Raw genomic sequence first — 18,664 nt, 5'->3', positions numbered from 1 at the left:
GAATTGTAAGGCGACAGCGGAACGGGGGCGGCGCGCTGGCTACAATTCGGCCATGTCCGAGCGTCTTCACGACGCCGGCGCAGTCAATAAGGGGTGAAATGCAACATATGCACGATGCGGTCATTGTAGGCGGCGGCCCGGCCGGCGCTTCCTGCGCCCTGTGGCTGGCCAGGCTGGGTCTGTCCCCGCTATTGGTCGAAGCCGGCTCCCGCCTGGGCGGCCTGGGCAATGACAACCCGTTCGCCGACGATTGGATCGCCGTGCTGCCCGGGGTGACCGGGCAGCAGGTCGCGGCCAACATCGACGCCAGCGTGCGCGCGGCCGGCGTGCCGCTGCGCCTGGAAACCCGCGTGACGGGCGTGCTGCCCTGCAAGGGCGGTATCCAGGCTACCTTGACCGGCCAGGACGGCAGCCAGACCCAGGTGCGCGGACGCACGCTGGTGATCGCCTCCGGCGTGCGGGCCAAGGGTTTGCCGGACCATCCGCCGGGGGCATCCTGGCCCGGCGTGCTGATCGGCCCGGGGTCGCCCATCGTCGCGCAGGACTACTCCGGCCTGTCGGTCGCGGTGCTGGGCGGGGGCGACAACGCGTTCGAGAACTACGTCTATGTGCGCAATCGCGGCGCCCGCGCCGTGCATCTATATGCGCGCAGCGTGCGCGCCCAGCAGCAGTGGGTCACGCGCGCCGGCCGCGAAGGCGTGCGCATCGGACCTTACCAGGTGGATCCCGCCCGGCGCAGCGTGGACGGCCAGCCCTACGACCTGATCCTGGTCTTCTACGGCTGGGAGCCGCAAGCCGCCTTTGCCGACGGCTTGCGATTGGCCCGCGATGACCGTGGCTACATCCGCACCGATTTCGCCACCGCCGAAACCAGCGTGCCCGACATCTACGCCGTGGGCGAAGTGGCGCACCGCATGCACCCCTGTGTCGTCACGTCGATGGCCGACGGGGTCGTGGCGGCCAAGGCCATCCAGCGGCGCTGGGAGCGGGCAGGGGAATAAGCCGTCCCGGCGCGCCCCGCCACTAGCGCGCCAGCAGGAACTCCAGCACCGCGTCCATGAATTGCGCAGGCAATTCGATGTTCGACAGGTGCACCGCTGGCAGTTCCAGCAACCGGGCGCCGGGCACCGTGGCCGCGATGGCCGCGCCATGGCTGGCGGCCGTCACGGTGTCATCGCGACCCGAGATGACCAGGGTCGGCGCCGTGATCAGCGCAATGGTGCGGCGCAAGTCCGCGTCGCGCACCGCCGCGAACGCACCCGCCAAACCGTGCTTGTCAGTGGCCATCAGCATGGCGCGGAACGCGTCGATGACCGGGCCGCCGGCTTGCAGCATGCGGGCGGGAAACCAATTGCCCAGGAACATCTCGGCGGTATCGGTCATGTCGGCCGCCCGCAGCGTGGCGGCGATGCGTTCGTCCCATTGCGGCGCAGGCCCCAGGTAGGCCGACGTGTTGGCCAGGACCAGCCGGCCGATGCGCTCCGGCGCGTGCACGCCCAGCCATTGCCCGATAAAGCCGCCTAGCGACAACCCCAGGAAATGCGCGCGCGGGATGGCCAGGCAATCCAGCAATTCGACGACGTCGTGGCCCAGCCGATCCATCGAATAGGCGCCCGCCGGCACGCCCGATGCGCCGTGGCCGCGCGTGTCGTAGCGCAGCACGCGGAAATGTTGGGAAAGGGCGGGAATCTGGCCGTCCCACATGTGCAACGTGGTGCCGATGGAATTGGACAGGACCAGCACGGGCAAGTCGGCGGCGCCATCAAGGCGGTAGGCCATCCGGACACCATCCCCGGTGGTGAAAAACGAGAGGTCTTGCATGGCGGTATCTGCCTTGTCAGGGAAAGGGTGACGCAAATCGTAGTTGCGTGCCGTGCGATAAGAAATTACAAAGTCTAGACGATCATTGTCAGAAAAACAGACACTGGAGGCCCCCATCAGCGACTTCACCTTGCACGATCTGCAGTGCTTCGACGCCGTGGCGCGCGCGGGCGGCTTCCAGGCCGCCGCCCAGGCGTTGCATCGTTCGCATCCCGCCGTGTTCGCGGCCGTGGCCAAGCTTGAACGCCAGCTGGATCTGGCCTTGCTGGACCGTAGCGGCTATCGCGTGCGGCTGACGCCGGCGGGGCAGTCCTTTCATCGCCGTGCCCAAGGCCTGCTGCGCGAACTGGAAGGCCTGCGCACGCATGCCGCGCAGTTGGCGATGGGCGAAGAAAGCGATCTGCACGTGGTGATCGGCGATCTGTGCCCGCGGCCGTGGATGCTGGCGGTGCTGAACCGCTTTTCCGCGCAGTGCCCCGGCACGCGCCTGCACCTGCACTTCGAAGCCGTCGGCGGCCCGGCGGAACGCCTGCTGGATGGCGACGCGGATCTGATCCTGCACCGCGTCGACAAGCAGGAGCCGCGCATCGAATGGTTGGACCTGGCCAAGGTGCCGTTCATTCCGGTGGCCGCGCCCGGGTTTTTTCCCGCTGCACGAGGCCGTGCCGTCAGCTTGCGGCAATTGCGCGAGGCCACGCAATGCGTGATGCGCGACACCGCCCGCCATACCCCGCCGCGTGATTACTTCATGGTGGACGGCGCGCCGCAATGCACGGTGCCGGACCAGCTCATGAAAAAGGACGTCATCCTGCAAGGCATGGGCTGGGGCCATCTGCCGCGGTTCCTGATCGAAGACGAATTGCGCGACGGTGGGCTGGTGTCGATCGCCAGCCGCCATCTGCCGGGCAGCGTCGAGGAACTGGTCGCCGCCCGGCGCAGCGACCGCCCGCAAGGGCCGGTCGCCAACCGCCTGTGGCACGCGCAGCAGGAAGAGGCCGCGGCAAAGCCGCAAGTCCAAGGCCTGCGTTCACCTCAGGCGAAGGCCGCCCTCCAGATTGCAGAATAGGCATTTGCCCGCGTCGCGCACACACTCTGTCTCCACAAGTTGATCAATCAATGATCACGTCGGGAGACAAGCATGTTGCACGTGCATCGCTGGCTGGCTGCCGGCGCGATGGCATTCGTCGTGGCAAGCCAGGCCCATGCCGCCTGGCCTGAACGGCCGATCACCTTCATCATCCCGGCCGCGCCCGGCGGCACCACCGACATCGCCGCGCGGCTGATCGCCGACAAGCTGGGCGTCAAGCTGGGGCAGCAGGTCATCGTGGAGAACCGCGCGGGCGCCGCCGGCATCATCGGCGCACAGACGATGGCGCGCGCGAAACCCGACGGCTACACCTTGCTGATGGGCAACATCGGCCCCAACGCCATCAACTACGCGCTGTACAAGACGCTGCCCTACAAGCCCGCCGATTTCGCGCCCGTGACGCTGGTGATTTCCGTGCCCAACGTGCTGGTGGTGAATGAAGCCTTGCCAGCACGCTCGGTCGCCGACCTGCTGGCCTTGGCCAGGAAGGACCCGGCCAAGGTGTCGTTCGGCAGCTCCGGCGCGGGACAGTCGCCGCACCTGTCGGCCGAACTTTTCAAGCAGCGCGCCGGCATTCCCGGCACGCACGTGCCCTACAAGGGTGCGGGCCCGGCGGTTGCCGCGCTGTTGGGCCAGCAGTTCACCTTCATGATCGACAACCTGCCTAGCTCCATGCCCTTCATCCAGTCCGGCAAGCTGCGCGCGCTGGCCGTCACCAGCGACCGCCGCCTGGCCGAATTGCCCGACGTGCCGACCATGGCCGAGGCGGGCGTGAAGGACATGGTAGTGACGGCATGGTTCGGCCTGGTCGCCCCGGCCGGCACGCCCCAGGCCGTCGTCGACAAGCTCTACGCGGCGACGCGCGATGTCGTGCGCAGCCCCGAAATCAGCGACCGCTTCAAGGCCATGGGCGGGCAGGCGGGCGGCAACACGCCGGCCGAGTTCAGCGCGTTCATCGACCAGGAGCGCGCCCGCTGGAAACAGATCGTGGATACGGCCGGACTGGCGCAGGAGCAATAAGTGATCGACAAGATTCAAGCATCCATGGCAGAGGCCGTGGCGGTTATTCCCGACGGCGCCTCCGTGCTGGTGGGCGGTTTTGGCGAAGCCGGCGTGCCCTACGAATTGCTGCAATGCCTGGCGGAATCGGGACGCCGCGATCTGACCATCATCTCTAACAACGCCGGCACGTTCGAGCGGGGCATTGCCGCGCTGCTGATCCGCAAGCAAGTCCGCAAGATCATCTGCTCGCATCCCCGCCCGCCCAATTCCGACGCGTTCGCGCGCGCGTTTCGCGCCGGCGAGGTGGAACTCGAATGCGTGCCGCAGGGCACCTTGGCCGAGCGCCTGCGTGCGGCCGGCGCCGGGCTGGGCCCGTTCTACACGCCCACCGGCTACGGCACGGAACTGGCCGCCGGCCGGCGCCAGGAGGTGATCGACGGCGTGGGCTACGTGCTGGAACATCCGCTGCGCGGCGACTATGCGCTGATCCGCGCGCACCTGGGCGACCGCTGGGGCAACCTGATGTACCGCCACGCGGCGCGCAACTTCAACCCGGTGATGTGCATGGCCGCGGGCCACGCCATCGCGCAGGTCGACGAGGTCGTGCCGCTGGGTTCGTTCGTGCCCGAACAGGTCATGACGCAGGGCATCTTCGTGAAATCCGTTGTGCGGGTGGAGGCCTGACATGCAAGACACTATCGGCTTGACCCGCCAGCAGATCGCGCAGTTGCTGGCCAGCGACATCCCCGACGGCTCCATCGTCAACCTTGGCATTGGCATGCCGACGCTGGTGGGCGACTACCTGCCCACCGACAAGGACATCCTGCTGCATAGCGAAAACGGGATCCTTGGCATGGGCCCTGCCGCCAGCGGCGACAACGTGGATCCGGACCTGATCAATGCCAGCCGCCAGCCGATCACGCTGCTGGACGGCGCGTCCATCACCGAGCACACCGTATCGTTCGCGATGATGCGCGGCGGCCACCTTGACTACGCCGTGCTCGGCGCCTTTCAGGTGTCCGAATCCGGCGACCTGGCCAACTGGAAGACCGACGCCGCCGACGCCATTCCCGCCGTGGGCGGCGCGATGGATCTGGCCGTGGGCGCCAAGCAGGTGCTGGTCACGATGGAACACCGCGGCCGTGACGGCTCGTCCAAGGTGCTTCGGCAATGCACCTATCCACTGACTGGCAAGGGCGTGGTGACGCGTATCTATACCGACCTGGCGGTGATCGACGTGACGCCTGGCGGCTTGAACGTCCACGCCATGAAGGCGGGCGTCAGCGCGGCCTTCCTGCGTTCCGTGACCGATGCGCCGCTGAACTTCCCGAAGACGCCGCGCATCATCGTGTTGGACCCGGCGGGCGTGCCGCGCTACGCCTGACGGTTTGCGCCCGCTTGAGGGCCAAGGAGATCCCTGATGATCCGTTCGCTTCTGATCGCCGTGTCGCTCGGCGCCCTGTCCCTGGGCCCCGCGCAGGCCGCGCCCGTGTATCCCGACAAACCGGTCACCCTGCTGATCCCGTATCCGCCGGGCGGCAGCGCCGATATGCTGGCCCGTCCGCTGGGCGCGGAACTGCAGAAGAAGTGGGGCCAGCCGGTGGTGCTGGAATACAAACCGGGCGCGGGCGGCGCCATTGCGTCGGCGCAACTGGCCCGCGCCAAGCCCGACGGCTACACGTTGCTGATGGTGCTGGCCGCGCATGCCATCAACCCCAGCCTGTACCCGTCCTTGCCCTACGACACCCGCCGCGACTTCGCGCCGGTCTCGCTGGTGGCCACCTTGCCCATGTTGGTCGCCGCGCCCCTGTCCACGCCGGCCAATACCATTCCGGAACTGATCGCTTATGGCAAGGGCCACCCCGGCAAACTCAGTTTCGCGTCGGCGGGCAACGGCAATACCAGCCATCTGGCCGCTGAAATGTTCAAGAGCCAGACGGGTGTGGACATGATGCATGTGCCGTACAAAGGCAGCGGGCCGGCGGTCGTTGCCTTGCTGGGCGGCGAGGTGTCGCTGATGTTCGACAGTATTTCCACGTCGTTGCCGCAGGTGCAGGCGGGCAAACTGAAGGCGATCGCCGTGACGGGGGAACGCCGCTCGCCCTTGCTGCCCGACGTGCCGACGGTGGCGGAAAGCGTGCCGGGCTTCGTGGTGAATGGCTGGTACGGCGTGCTGGCGCCGGCGGGCACGCCGCCCGACGTCGTCAACGCGTTAAGCCGCGGCATCGCCGAGGCCGTGGCGCTGCCGGCGTTAAAGCAACAGTTGGCGGGCTACGGCTACGAAACGGTGGGTTCGACGCCGGCCGAATTCGCCAGCCATATCGACCGCGAACTGGAGACGTGGAAAAAAGCGGTGGAAGTCTCGGGGGCCAAACTGAATTAAGCAGGGACCGGCGGGTCCCTGTTGCAAGACTCCGTCGCGTCGCGCTACACCGTCAGCACGCAATCCAGCGCTTCGGGCGCGCGCAGCTTCGCGCGGAACGCACGCAGCTCGTCGCGGCGGAACACATGCACCGTCACACGGTCACCGGGACGGTATTGCGCCAACAGCAGGTCCAGACCTGCGGGCGCATCGACCCGCAAACCATCCACCGCCACCAGCACATCGCCCGCCGACAGGCCGGCGTGATGGCCCGCGCCGCCTTCCAGCACCGTGGCCAGCAGCAGCGAGTCCCCTTGCTTGCGGGTGCGCACGTCCAGCGACGGAATGTTGGCCGTCGTCTTCCATTGCAGCGTGATGCCTTCGGCGGCCAGCAGTTCGGCCAGCGGCACATCGGCCGTGCCGTAGGCGTGGCGCGCGATGAAGCGGCGGGCGTCCACCCCGGTGGCCTCCTGGATCAGCGCGGGCAAGCCGTCTTCGGGCAGGCCCTGCGGATGGCCTTGATAGAAGTCGCGCCCATAGCGGTCCCACAGCAGGCGCATCACATCGTCCAGCGAATGTCGGCCCGCGCTCTCGCGTCGGATCAGCAGGTCAAGGCCCAGCGCCACCAGCGCGCCCTTGGTGTAGTAGCTGACCAGCGCGTTGGGCGAGTTCTCGTCCTGCTTGTAATAGCGGGTCCAGGCGTCAAACGAACTTTCCGCCACCGACTGCTTCGCGCGGCCCGGCGTGCGGGCCACGCTGGTGATGGTCTTGGCAAGCAGGCGCAGATAGTCGGACTGCGTGATCGCGCCGGAACGCAACAGCAGCAGATCGTCGTAATAGGACGTGAAGCCTTCGAACACCCACAGCAGGCGCGTCAGGTCGGGCTGGTCCAGGTGATAGGGTGCAAAGGCCTGAGGCTTGATGCGCTTGACGTTCCAGGTATGGAAGTACTCGTGGCTGACCAAGCCAAGAAAGCCGCGGTAGCCTTCCCCCTGACCTTGCTGGCCCACCACCGGCAGGTCCTTGCGCGACGTCATCAGCGCGGTGCTGGCGCGATGCTCCAGGCCGCCGTAACCGTCGCCCGTCACCATGGTCATGAAGACGTAGCGGTCGGCGCTGTCCAGGAATGGCGCGCGCTTTGTGCGCGGTTCGAAGAACTCGATCTGCGTTTCGCAGATCTTCTTCACATCGCCCGTGATGCGGGCCAGGTCCAAGTTCGGCGTCACGCCCGTGAACACCAGTTCGTGCTCCGCGCCGTGGGCGGTGAAGGTCGCCACATGCGGCGTGCCCATTTCCACGGGATGGTCGATCAGCGCATCGTAGTCCGGCGCCAGGTACAGGCCGAAGCCGTGGCGGCGGGCGGCGCCCCGATGGCCGCGGGCTTCCGGCAGGCTGGTGTAGACCTTCCAGCCATCCAAGCCCCGTGGCGGCTCCAGGTCCAGCAGGCAGGGCAGGTGGTCCTGGCCATGCACGCGCAGGAACACGCTGGTGCCATTGAAGAAACCGTGGCTTTCGTCCAGATGCGCGCCGCGCACCGACAAGTCCCAGGCGTAGACCTCGTAGTCGACGCGCAGCGGGCCGTCGCACGGTGCGGCCTGCCAGGTGTGGTTGTCGATTTTGTCGACATTCACGCGCCGCGTGCCCGCATGCGCTGTCAACGATTCGATTTGACGCGAGAAATCGCGGATGAGATAGCTGCCGGGAATCCACGCCGGCAGCGACAGGCGCTGGCCTTCCGGAGAGGGCGTGTCGACGGTTAGGGTTATCCGGTAGCGGTGTCCTGCCGGATCGAACGGCGCAAGGCGGTAAAGTATCGGAAAAGCGGCATCTGATTTTTTCATGCTTCTATCTTATTACTGGAGACATTCAATGAGCGAGTCGTTTGTACTGGTCGAAACCCGGGGCCGCGTCGGCCTGCTGACGCTGAACCGCCCCAAGGCGCTGAATGCGCTGAACGATCAACTGATGGACGAGCTCGGCGCGGCGTTGCTGGCGTTCGAGGCGAACGCCGACATTGGCTGCGTGGTCATCACCGGCAGCGAGAAAGCCTTTGCCGCGGGCGCCGATATCGGCGCGATGAAAGACTGGTCGTACATGGACGTGTACGGCAGCGAATACATCACCCGCAATTGGGAAACCCTCAAGCGCATCCGCAAGCCCGTGATCGCCGCGGTCTCCGGCTACGCTCTGGGCGGCGGCTGCGAACTGGCCATGATGTGCGACATCATCATCGCCGCCGATACGGCCAAGTTCGGCCAGCCGGAAATCAAGCTGGGCGTGATCCCGGGGGCTGGCGGCACGCAGCGCCTGCCGCGCGCGGTGGGCAAGGCCAAGGCGATGGACCTGGCGCTGACCGCCCGCATGATGGGGGCTGAAGAAGCGGAACGCGCCGGGCTGGTGTCGCGCGTGGTCGCCGCGGACAAGCTGATGGAAGAGGCGCTGGACGCCGCCACCGTCATCGCGTCCATGTCGCTGCCGTCCGTCATGATGGCCAAGGAATGCGTGAACCGCGCGTTCGAAAGCTCGCTCAACGAAGGTCTGCTGTTCGAGCGCCGGGTGTTCCATTCGCTGTTCGCCACTGAAGACCAGAAGGAAGGCATGGCCGCTTTCAGCGAAAAGCGCAAACCGGACTTTAAACACCGTTAATTGTTGTTACGTCCACGCCGCAGGCGTGGGCAAGCCCGGATATTCACGACGCGCCCGCACGGGGCGCGTTTTTCATGGGCGCGCGGAACAGGTTTGCTGGTTGCGCCTTGAAACGTCTGGGCAGCACCTTGTTGCAGGGATCTTCCCTATGCTGGTTAAGCGTCATCAAGAGGTGCCGCGCCAGAGCGGCTTGTCCAACCTGGCAAGTCCCGCGCGGCGGCTCGCTTGCAAACAAAATCAAGAAGGAGCCTTGCATGCGTACATATATCGCCAATCGCCGGTGGTCCGCCGCGATTCTCGCAGGCGCGCTCAGCGCCTGCTTCGTGACCGCCACTCAGGCTCAATCGCCGCAGTCCACACTGCGCCTGGTGTCCGAAACCCCGTATCCCGCCACCACCGCCGCGCCGCAGATGAGCGAGCAGGAGCTGCGCGATACGGCCATCGACGCCTATGTCTACGCCTATCCCATGGTGCTGATGGAACTGGCGCGCCGCAAGGCCACCGCCGTGCAGAGCCCATTGGACGGCCGCGCGCCGGTGAACCAGTTCGGCCACAAGACGGCTTTCCCGGACCCGCGCGCCGCCGATACGCCGTGGCCCAGCGCCGACGCGCTGTACTCCAGCCTGTGGTTCGACGTGTCGCAAACGCCCCTGATCGTGAACCTGCCCGATACCGGCGGACGCTATTCGGTGCTGTCGGCGTTGGACATGTGGAGCGATGTGTTCGCCTCGCGCGGCACCCGCACCAACGGCCGTGGCCCGCAATCCTTTGCAATCGTCGGCCCGAACTGGCAGGGTAGCGTTCCCGCAGGCATCGACGTGATCCGCAGCCCCACTTCGACAGGCTGGCTGATCGGCTGGACGCAGACCGGCGGCCCGCAGGACTATGCCGCCGTCAATCAGATCCAGGCCGGCATGACGGCTGCCCCGTTACTTGCGCAGACGGCCTCCACGCCAGTGCGCGGCGCCCGCCACAGCGGCAACGCCTATCCGCAGACCGGCACCCGCGTGGGGTCGGCCCCGATCGGCAGCGGGTTGCCGATGCCCATGCCGGTGAACGTGCCCGACGGCACGCCGGCCGAGCAGGCGGCCAGCATGGACGCGGCGTCGTTCTTTACGCTGTTCTTCGATGTGTTGCGCAACAATCCGCCGCATGCCAACGATTCGCCGATCCTTGACCGCATGCGCCGCATCGGCCTGGACGGCCGCCAGCCGTTCTCTTATGGGCGCTTGAGCCCGGCCGTGCAGCAGGCTTTGGCCGACGCGCAACCGCTGGCGGGCCGGCGCATCGCCGATGGCGTATCGCGTCTGGGCACGCCGATCAACGGCTGGAACACGGTCCTGTCGGGCATCGGCACGTATGGCACGGACTACGCGCGCCGCGCGGCCATCGCCTATGCGGGTCTGGGCGCGCCGACGCCGGAAGACGTGTTGTACCCGGTGACGCTGGCCGACTCGAAGGGCCGCGCGCTGGACGCAAGCGAGGACTACGTGCTGCACTTTGACAAGGGCCAGCTGCCGCCGGTCAATGCGTTCTGGTCGCTGCATGTCTATAACGACAAGCACGGCTTCGCCGACAATCCGGCCAACCGTTACGCGCTGCGCAGCACCGACGGGCTGAAGTACAACGCGGACGGCTCGCTGGACATCTACATCCAGCGTCGCGACCCCGGCGACAAGAAGCGGTCGAACTGGGTCAGCACGCCGGCCGCCGATGGTCCGTTCTTGCTTAGCCTGCGCCTGTATTGGCCGCAAGACACGGCGTTGGACGGCTTGTGGGCGCCGCCGCCGGTCAAGGAAGACTAAGCCTTCGCACCCGATTGGCACCGCCAGCCGGAACAAAGCGGCCCCGATGTCGGGGCCGCTTTATTTGAAGAGCGATAGGCGGGTTGCGCAGCCTTGCGCGGCACATTCGGCGGCCGCGTTCGCGTCCCTATTTTTGATGCGCGCCTTGGTACGCCAAGGTCGTTGTTTGCACCTTACAAACGGCCGAAAGTTCATTTGCTTGGGCAAAAAGAATCACGCTATACTCTGCGGGTTTGACGCTTGCGGGATAAGAACACGTGGCGGCTGGTAAGCAGTGAATGGATGCGGAATGCGGGGAAGAACGCGAAAGCAACGCAAAGGCAAATGCTAGGCAAACGCTAAGCAAATGCTGCAAGGCGAATGCTGAAAAGCGGACCCAGGCAGTCTGAATCCAGGCACTAGCGCGTACTTGAAAGCGGTGCCTTTGATCTATGTAGGGCCAAAGGACCAGGTTTCAAGTGCGGGCACGCCGGTTCTGATAGGGGCAAGAAGTACAGCGGGGTAGTTTGATGCAGCAGAACTCGATGCAACATGTGCAGCAGGGTTTGTTGGACCAGGACGAGATGGACAAAGTTCTGGTTCTTAGCGACGCGGATCGCGCGGCGCTGGATGCTCAAGCTAGCCGCGGGCTCCTGTTGGCATTGGCGGCGCAAGGCGCCATGGGGCTCGCAGCGGCAGTAATTGCAGGGGTTGTCGGAGGGGCGGCGGCTGGTTGGTCGGCGCTGGCGGGGGCGGGAGCGTATTTCATACCCAATGCATTGTTTGCATTGCGCCTGGTTGTCAGCGTTCGGTCTGGTCGCGCCAACCCTTTTACCTTTCTCTCTGGTGAGTTGATCAAGCTGTTCGCAACGGCATTGTTGTTGTGGCTGCTTTCGCGTGTGGCGCAGGACACCCTGGTGTGGCCTGCCGCATTGCTCGGTCTGATACTCACATTGAAGGGCTACCTCCTGCTCTTGATGTTCCGCAAGTTGTCTTAGCGCCGAGTAGTAAGTAGCGGCAAACGTGATCGTGGAATCGTCCGGCTCGCAAGGGTTCGGGCATACAGCAAATAGGGTAGGATTCAAATGGCTGCTGCCAGCGACGTGTCGCCTCAGTCCGCGTATATTCAGCATCACTTGGTGCATCTGAACAATACCGGTGAGAAACAGAGCGCAATTGCTCAGTTCGACATCATCAATTACGACTCGTTGTTCTGGTCTGGCCTGATGGGTCTGATCGTCATCTTCTTTCTGTGGCGCGCTGCTCGCCGCGCCACCAGTGGCGTGCCGACCCGCTTCCAGGCTTTTGTGGAAATGATCGTCGACATGGTCGACGACCAGGCCAAGGGCATCGTCCACAACGCCAAGAGCCGTCTTTTCATCGCCCCGCTGGCGCTCACCGTGTTCCTCTGGATCATCCTGATGAACGCGCTGGACTTGCTGCCGGTCGACCTGCTGCCCTCCATCTGGCGCCTGACCGGCCTGGGCGCGGAACACGGCGATCCCCTCTATTACCACCGCATTCTGCCGACCGCCGACCTGAACGTGCCGATGGGCATGTCGCTGGGCGTGCTGCTGCTGATGTTCTACTACGGCATCAAGATCAAGCACCCGGGCGGCTTCGTCAAAGAACTGTTCACCGCGCCGTTCCATGCGCACGGCCTGGGCGCTGTTGTGCTGGCCCCGTTCAACCTGCTGCTGAACCTGATCGAATACGCCGCCAAGTCCGTGTCGCTGGGCATGCGGTTGTTCGGCAACATGTTCGCCGGCGAACTGATTTTCATGCTGATCGCCCTCCTGGGCGGCGCCTGGACCGGCTTTAACGGCGCCAGCATCGGCTTGGGGATTGGCCACGTCCTGGCCGGCTCCATCTGGGCGATCTTCCACATCCTGATCGTTCTGCTGCAGGCCTTCATTTTCATGATGCTGACGCTGGTGTACCTCGGCCAGGCACACGAAGGCCACTGATCCCCCGAATTTCTTGCGCTGGCCACCCGGCCAGCGTGGGATAGCAAGATTATCTTGCATTGAGCTGTACCTCTTATTTTTCAATTTTTGACTTCAGATTTCTAACCAAGGAGTTGTCATGACCAACGTCGCTTTCGTTGCCCTCGCTTGCGGTCTCATCATCGGTTTGGGTGCTATCGGCGCTTGCATCGGCATCGCACTGATGGGCGGCAAGTATCTGGAAGCTTCGGCTCGTCAGCCTGAGCTGATGAACGCTCTGCAAACGAAGATGTTCCTGCTGGCTGGCCTGATCGACGCGGCATTCCTGATCGGCGTGGGTATTGCCATGCTGTTCGCCTTCGCCAATCCGTTCGTCGGCTAAGGCAGCGCCCGCCGGCGAATAGGCGGGTCATGACGCTGGCGGCGATGTGGGCGCAAGTCCCGTCGCCGGTCAGCAAAGTATCGAGTGCTCCGTGACGCCCCTTTCCGGGTGCGGTCGGAGCCGCAAGGTGTTAAAGGAACGACCGTGAATCTGAACGCGACGATCATTTTCCAGATGCTCGTGTTCTTCGTTCTGGGCTGGTTCACGATGAAATTCGTGTGGCCTCCTCTGACGAAGGCGATGGACGAGCGCCGCCAAAAAATCGCCGACGGCCTTGCCGCCGCCGAGAAGGGCAAAGCCGACTTGGCTCAAGCCCAGGCGCGTGTCAGTCTTATCGAGGCTTCTGCCAAGTCCGAAAACCACGCCCGCATCATCGAGGCCGAAAAGCAAGCCGCCTCGCTGATCGAGCAAGCCCGCCGTGAAGCGGAAGCTGAACGCGCCCGTATCGTGGCTCAAGCTGCTCAAGATGCCGCGCAGGAAGTCCAGCGCGCTCGTGACTCGCTGCGCGACGACGTTGCCGCGTTGGCTGTCAAGGGTGCTGAACAGATCCTCAAGCGCGAGGTTGACGCCCGCGCCCACGCCGAGCTGCTGAACCAGCTTCGCGCGCAGCTTTAATCCGGGACCGTCATGGCTGAACTTTCCACTGTTGCCCGTCCCTACGCTGAAGCGCTCTTCAGCGCAGCGCGCGACGACAAGGCCGGCTTGCCGGCCTGGGCCGACCTGGTCAGCGAAATGTCGCAGGTCGCCTCCAACCCCGACGTGCGCGAGGCCATGGCCGATCCGCGTCTGGGCGACAAGCAGCGCGTTGAGCTGTTTTCCGGCCTGATCAAGGCCGAACTGCCGCAGGCCGCCCGTAATTTCATCGAGCTGCTGGTTGAAAACGACCGACTGCTGCTGCTGCCCGACATCGCCACGCAATTCGTGGTGCTGCGGAATCGTCACGAGGGCACGGCGCAGGCGGAAATCACCAGCGCGTTCGAACTGAGCGACGACCAGGTCAAAGAACTGGTTGCCGCGCTCGAACAAAAATTCGGCCTCAAGCTCAAGCCCAACGTCACCGTCGACCAGTCGTTGATCGGCGGCGTGCGCGTGGCTGTCGGCGACCAGGTGCTCGATACTTCCGTACAAGCCCAATTGGTCCGCATGCGCGATCAGCTCGCCGCTTAAGGCAACTAACAGGATTCCAGGAGTCAATATGCAACTCAATCCCTCCGAGATCAGCGAACTGCTCAAGAGCCGCATCGAGGGCCTGGGCGCTTCGGCTGATGTCCGTACTCAGGGCACCGTCGTGTCCGTGACCGACGGTATTACCCGCATCCACGGCTTGTCCGACGTGATGCAGGGCGAAATGCTCGAATTTCCCAACAACGTTTTCGGTCTGGCGCTCAACCTCGAGCGTGATTCCGTCGGCGCCGTTATCCTCGGCGACTACACCGGCATCTCCGAAGGCGACCAGGTCAAGACGACCGGCCGCATTCTGGAAGTCCCGGTCGGTCCGGAACTGAAAGGCCGCGTGGTCAACACGCTGGGCGAGCCGATCGACGGCAAGGGCCCGATCAACGCCAAGGCTACCGACATCATCGAAAAAGTGGCGCCTGGCGTTATCGCCCGCCGCTCGGTGTCGCAACCGCTGCAAACCGGCGTCAAGGCTATCGACTCGATGGTGCCGATCGGCCGCGGCCAGCGCGAACTGATCATTGGCGACCGCCAGACCGGCAAGACCGCCGTCGCTGTCGACACCATCATCAGCCAGAAGGGCAAGGGCGTCACCTGCGTGTACGTCGCCATCGGCCAGAAGGCTTCCACGATCAACAACGTGGTCCGCAAGCTGGAAGAGCACGGCGCGATGGAATACACCATCGTCGTGGCTGCTACCGCTTCCGACTCCGCCGCCATGCAATACCTGGCTGCTTACGCCGGTTGCACGATGGGCGAGTACTTCCGCGATCGTGGCGAAGACGCCCTGATCGTTTATGACGATCTGACCAAGCAAGCCTGGGCCTATCGCCAAGTGTCGCTGCTGCTGCGCCGTCCGCCGGGCCGTGAAGCCTACCCGGGCGACGTGTTCTACCTGCACTCGCGTCTGCTGGAACGTGCCGCCCGCGTGAACGAAGACTACGTCGAAAAGTTCACCAACGGCGCCGTCAAGGGCAAGACCGGTTCGCTGACCGCGCTGCCGATCATCGAAACGCAGGCCGGCGACGTGTCCGCTTTCGTTCCGACCAACGTGATCTCGATCACCGACGGCCAGATCTTCCTGGAAACCGACCTGTTCAACGCCGGTGTCCGCCCCGCTATCAACGCCGGTATCTCGGTGTCGCGTGTGGGTGGCGCTGCGCAGACCAAGGTCGTCAAGAAGCTGTCCGGCGGTATCCGTACCGACTTGGCGCAGTACCGTGAACTGGCCGCCTTCGCGCAGTTCGCTTCCGACCTGGACGACGCGACCCGTCGCCAGCTGGAACGCGGCAAGCGCGTGGTGGAACTGCTCAAGCAGCCGCAATACCAGCCGCTGCAAGTGTGGGAACTGGCCGTCACGCTGTACACGGTCAACAACGGCTACCTGGATGACGTGGACGTGGCCCAAGTGCTGTCGTTCGAGAAGTCGCTGAAGGATCAGTTGAAGGCCAAGCATGCGGCCATGATCCAGCGCATCGAAGACACCAAGGAACTGTCCAAGGACGACGAGGCCGAATTGGCCACCGCCGTTCAGGAATTCAAGAAGCACGGTGCTTTTTAAGAAAGTGATGGGTTAGGCGTCTGCAACGCCTCACCCATCCTTACCGGATGGTTGAGGCGTGAGCGGAACCCATCGGCCAGTCTTCACAGGAAAGCGCAATGCCCGGAATTAAGGAAATCCGAACCAAGATCAAGAGCGTGCAAAACACGCGCAAGATCACCAAGGCGATGGAAATGGTCGCCGCATCCAAAATGCGCAAGGCGCAGGAACGGATGCGTGCTGGTCGTCCGTATGCCACCAAGGTGCGCGAGATTGCTGCGCACCTGATGCAGGCCAACCCCGAGTACAGCCACCCGTACCTGGTCGAACGCGAAATCAAAGCGGTCGGCGTGGTCATGGTGACGACTGACAAGGGTTTGTGCGGCGGCTTGAACACCAACATCACTCGCGTGACGTTGGGCAAGCTGAAAGAGTTCGAGAAAAACGGCATCGCCGTGCAAGCGACCGCTTTCGGCAATAAGGGCGTGGGTGTGCTGACCCGTATCGGCGCCAATCTGGTTTCCCAGGAAGTGCAACTGGGCGACAAGCCGCAACTGGACCGCCTGCTGGGCGCGATCAAGGTGCAGCTGGACGCCTACCTGGATGGCCGCATCGACGCGCTGTACGTGGCTTCGACCCGCTTCGTCAACACGATGAAGCAGGAGCCGTTGTTCTTGCGTCTGCTGCCGTTGGCCAGTGGTTTGGAAGATCCGTACCAAACGGGTGCTGATAGCCTGGCCAAGACGTCGGAAGTGAAGTCGGACTACAGCTGGGATTACATCTACGAACCCGACGCCCGTAGCGTGATCGACGACCTGCTGCAGCGTTACGTTGAAGGCCTGCTGTATCAAGCCGTGGCCGAGAACATGGCTTCGGAGCAGTCGGCCCGGATGGTCGCCATGAAGGCGGCGTCGGACAACGCCAAGAAGGTCATCGGAGAGCTGCAACTGGTCTACAACAAGACCCGTCAGGCCGCGATCACCAAAGAAATTTCGGAAATCGTAGGGGGCGCTGCCGCCGTTTAAGGCAGGCAGCTCCCATCTAAAGCTATCAAGCAAGGAATCGACATGAGCAACGGAACCATCGTTCAGTGCATCGGCGCCGTGGTGGATATTCAGTTCCCCCGCGATCACATGCCCAAGATCTATGAAGCGCTTACCCTGGCCGACGACGAGTCTTCGTCGTTCGCCGAAAAGGGCCTGACGCTGGAAGTGCAGCAACAGCTGGGCGACGGCGTGGTGCGTACCATTGCGCTGGGCTCCAGCGACGGTCTGCGCCGCGGCATGAAGGTCACGGGCACGGGCGCCCCGATCTCGGTGCCGGTCGGCACCGGCACGCTGGGCCGCATCATGGACGTGCTGGGTCGTCCCATCGACGAAGCCGGCCCGATCCAACACGAAGAAAAGCGTGGCATCCACCAATCGGCTCCCCGCTTCGACGAGCTGTCGCCGTCGGTGGAACTGCTGGAAACCGGCATCAAGGTGATTGACTTGGTGTGCCCGTTCGCAAAGGGCGGCAAGGTCGGCCTGTTCGGCGGCGCCGGCGTGGGCAAGACCGTGAACATGATGGAACTCATCAACAACATCGCTAAGCAGCACAGCGGTTTGTCGGTGTTTGCCGGCGTGGGCGAACGTACCCGCGAAGGCAACGACTTCTACCACGAAATGGAAGAGTCGAACGTTCTGGACAAGGTCGCCATGGTGTTCGGTCAGATGAACGAACCCCCGGGCAACCGTCTGCGCGTGGCGCTGACCGGCCTGACGATGGCCGAGAAGTTCCGTGACGAAGGCCGCGACATCCTGTTCTTCGTGGACAACATCTACCGCTACACGCTGGCCGGTACCGAAGTGTCCGCACTGCTGGGCCGTATGCCGTCGGCCGTGGGCTACCAGCCCACGCTGGCTGAAGAAATGGGCAAGCTGCAAGAGCGCATCACGTCGACCAAGACGGGCTCGATCACGTCCATCCAGGCCGTGTACGTCCCTGCGGATGACTTGACCGACCCGTCGCCTGCCACGACCTTCCAGCATTTGGACTCCACCGTCGTGCTGTCGCGTGACATCGCTTCGCTGGGTATCTACCCGGCCGTGGATCCGCTGGATTCGTCCAGCCGCCAGCTCGACCCGCAAGTCGTCGGCGAAGAGCACTACGCGGTTGCCCGCGGCGTGCAGCAAACGCTGCAGCGCTACAAGGAACTGCGCGACATTATCGCGATTCTGGGTATGGACGAACTGTCGCCCGACGACAAGCAGGCCGTGGCCCGCGCTCGTAAGATCCAGCGCTTCCTGTCGCAGCCGTTCCACGTCGCTGAAGTGTTCACCGGCTCGCCCGGCAAGTACGTTCCGCTGGCTGAAACCATCCGTGGTTTTAAGATGATCGTGAACGGCGAGTGCGATGCTCTGCCGGAACAGGCCTTCTACATGGTCGGTTCGATCGACGAGGCCTTCGAGAAGGCCAAGAAACTGCAATAAGGAACCGATATGGCTACCCTGCATGTGGATGTCGTCAGCGCAGAGGAAGCGATCTTCTCCGGTGAGGCGAAGTTCGTGGTGCTGCCTGGCGAAGCGGGTGAACTGGGCATTTTGCCCGGCCACACCCCGCTGATTTCGCGCATACGCCCCGGGACGGTCAAGATCGTTCGTGCCGACCAAGGCGAGGAAAACATCTTCGTCGCCGGGGGCATTCTGGAAGTGCAGCCGGGCAGCGTGACGGTTCTGGCCGACACGGCTATCCGTGCCTCCGACCTGGACGAAGCCCGTGCCCTGGAAGCTCGCAAGAAGGCCGAAGAGGCCCTTGCGAACGCCAAGGACAAGGCTGACATCGCTGTCGTGGAAGCGGAACTCGCCATGCTGGCTGCGCAAGCCATCGCGGCGCGCAAGCTGCGCCAAGGCGGTCGTTCGCACTAAGCGGCGCTGCAA

General features: G+C 64.2%; 19 protein-coding genes. 17 read left to right on the top strand and 2 right to left on the bottom strand.

The genetic code is table 11. From position 1 onward, the window contains the following. Window positions 1-98: 98 nt before the first annotated feature. Entirely contained in the window at window positions 99-1,001 is a 903-nt protein-coding gene (locus ACI0FO_RS18435; protein WP_416028920.1) for an NAD(P)/FAD-dependent oxidoreductase, read from the top strand. A gap of 22 nt (window positions 1,002-1,023) precedes the next feature. On the opposite strand, the gene pcaD is transcribed toward ACI0FO_RS18435, so the two are convergent. Then, complete coding sequence (gene pcaD / locus ACI0FO_RS18430) at window positions 1,024-1,821, bottom strand: 3-oxoadipate enol-lactonase (protein WP_416028918.1); 798 nt, start codon at window positions 1,819-1,821, stop codon at window positions 1,024-1,026. 115 nt (window positions 1,822-1,936) lie between these two features. Here pcaD and ACI0FO_RS18425 point away from each other — a divergent pair, with 115 nt between their 5' ends. The 5 genes from ACI0FO_RS18425 (at window position 1,937) to ACI0FO_RS18405 (ending at window position 6,293) form a co-directional block, all read left to right on the top strand. Further along, complete coding sequence (locus ACI0FO_RS18425; RefSeq protein WP_416029283.1) at window positions 1,937-2,887, top strand: LysR family transcriptional regulator; 951 nt, start codon at window positions 1,937-1,939, stop codon at window positions 2,885-2,887. A gap of 72 nt (window positions 2,888-2,959) precedes the next feature. Continuing rightward, entirely contained in the window at window positions 2,960-3,928 is a 969-nt protein-coding gene (locus tag ACI0FO_RS18420) for a Bug family tripartite tricarboxylate transporter substrate binding protein (protein ID WP_416028916.1), read from the top strand. Then, on the top strand, window positions 3,929-4,594 hold the full coding sequence (locus ACI0FO_RS18415; RefSeq protein ID WP_105559600.1) for a 3-oxoacid CoA-transferase subunit A: 666 nt from the start codon (window positions 3,929-3,931) through the stop codon (window positions 4,592-4,594). Between the two features lies 1 nt (window position 4,595). Next, window positions 4,596-5,294 carry a 3-oxoacid CoA-transferase subunit B gene (locus ACI0FO_RS18410; protein WP_416028913.1) on the top strand — a complete coding sequence of 233 codons (699 nt, stop codon included), beginning with the start codon at window positions 4,596-4,598 and terminating at the stop codon, window positions 5,292-5,294. 36 nt (window positions 5,295-5,330) lie between these two features. Beyond that, window positions 5,331-6,293 carry a Bug family tripartite tricarboxylate transporter substrate binding protein gene (locus tag ACI0FO_RS18405; RefSeq protein ID WP_105559602.1) on the top strand — a complete coding sequence of 321 codons (963 nt, stop codon included), beginning with the start codon at window positions 5,331-5,333 and terminating at the stop codon, window positions 6,291-6,293. A gap of 44 nt (window positions 6,294-6,337) precedes the next feature. Here the strand turns inward: ACI0FO_RS18405 and ACI0FO_RS18400 are convergent, their stop codons facing one another. Continuing rightward, entirely contained in the window at window positions 6,338-8,113 is a 1,776-nt protein-coding gene (locus tag ACI0FO_RS18400; RefSeq protein WP_416028911.1) for a M61 family metallopeptidase, read from the bottom strand. A 28-nt stretch (window positions 8,114-8,141) separates the two neighbouring features. Here ACI0FO_RS18400 and ACI0FO_RS18395 point away from each other — a divergent pair, with 28 nt between their 5' ends. The 11 genes from ACI0FO_RS18395 (at window position 8,142) to ACI0FO_RS18345 (ending at window position 18,652) form a co-directional block, all read left to right on the top strand. Further along, a complete protein-coding gene (locus ACI0FO_RS18395; RefSeq protein ID WP_416028909.1) occupies window positions 8,142-8,918 on the top strand; it encodes an enoyl-CoA hydratase in 777 nt (258 codons plus the stop codon). A 254-nt stretch (window positions 8,919-9,172) separates the two neighbouring features. Beyond that, window positions 9,173-10,723 carry a DUF1254 domain-containing protein gene (locus tag ACI0FO_RS18390; RefSeq protein WP_416028907.1) on the top strand — a complete coding sequence of 517 codons (1,551 nt, stop codon included), beginning with the start codon at window positions 9,173-9,175 and terminating at the stop codon, window positions 10,721-10,723. 563 nt (window positions 10,724-11,286) lie between these two features. Next, the gene (locus ACI0FO_RS18385) at window positions 11,287-11,700 is read left to right on the top strand and encodes an ATP synthase subunit I (protein ID WP_416029281.1); all 414 of its coding nucleotides are present in this window, start codon (window positions 11,287-11,289) and stop codon (window positions 11,698-11,700) included. Between the two features lie 87 nt (window positions 11,701-11,787). Then, complete coding sequence (gene atpB / locus ACI0FO_RS18380) at window positions 11,788-12,669, top strand: F0F1 ATP synthase subunit A (RefSeq protein ID WP_416028905.1); 882 nt, start codon at window positions 11,788-11,790, stop codon at window positions 12,667-12,669. A 118-nt stretch (window positions 12,670-12,787) separates the two neighbouring features. Continuing rightward, window positions 12,788-13,030, top strand: a complete 243-nt coding sequence (gene atpE / locus ACI0FO_RS18375) for a F0F1 ATP synthase subunit C (protein WP_003815363.1) — start codon at window positions 12,788-12,790, stop codon at window positions 13,028-13,030. Between the two features lie 144 nt (window positions 13,031-13,174). Beyond that, a complete protein-coding gene (locus ACI0FO_RS18370; RefSeq protein WP_006227275.1) occupies window positions 13,175-13,645 on the top strand; it encodes a F0F1 ATP synthase subunit B in 471 nt (156 codons plus the stop codon). A gap of 12 nt (window positions 13,646-13,657) precedes the next feature. Then, entirely contained in the window at window positions 13,658-14,197 is a 540-nt protein-coding gene (locus tag ACI0FO_RS18365) for a F0F1 ATP synthase subunit delta (RefSeq protein ID WP_105559607.1), read from the top strand. 28 nt (window positions 14,198-14,225) lie between these two features. Further along, window positions 14,226-15,767: a F0F1 ATP synthase subunit alpha gene (atpA, locus tag ACI0FO_RS18360; protein ID WP_054421222.1), complete on the top strand. Its 1,542-nt coding sequence runs from the start codon at window positions 14,226-14,228 to the stop codon at window positions 15,765-15,767. A 98-nt stretch (window positions 15,768-15,865) separates the two neighbouring features. Beyond that, complete coding sequence (gene atpG / locus ACI0FO_RS18355) at window positions 15,866-16,771, top strand: F0F1 ATP synthase subunit gamma (protein WP_105559608.1); 906 nt, start codon at window positions 15,866-15,868, stop codon at window positions 16,769-16,771. A gap of 42 nt (window positions 16,772-16,813) precedes the next feature. After that, window positions 16,814-18,217, top strand: coding sequence for a F0F1 ATP synthase subunit beta (gene atpD / locus ACI0FO_RS18350; protein WP_006227272.1), 1,404 nt, complete (start codon window positions 16,814-16,816; stop codon window positions 18,215-18,217). A gap of 9 nt (window positions 18,218-18,226) precedes the next feature. Continuing rightward, window positions 18,227-18,652: a F0F1 ATP synthase subunit epsilon gene (locus ACI0FO_RS18345; protein WP_105559610.1), complete on the top strand. Its 426-nt coding sequence runs from the start codon at window positions 18,227-18,229 to the stop codon at window positions 18,650-18,652. Window positions 18,653-18,664 lie beyond the last annotated feature (12 nt).

This window comes from Achromobacter marplatensis (assembly GCF_049060505.1).
GTDB classification, from domain to species: domain Bacteria; phylum Pseudomonadota; class Gammaproteobacteria; order Burkholderiales; family Burkholderiaceae_B; genus Achromobacter; species Achromobacter marplatensis_A.
The sequence above is the reverse complement of the archived record's forward strand: the minus strand, read 5'-3'. Positions and strand labels throughout refer to the sequence as shown.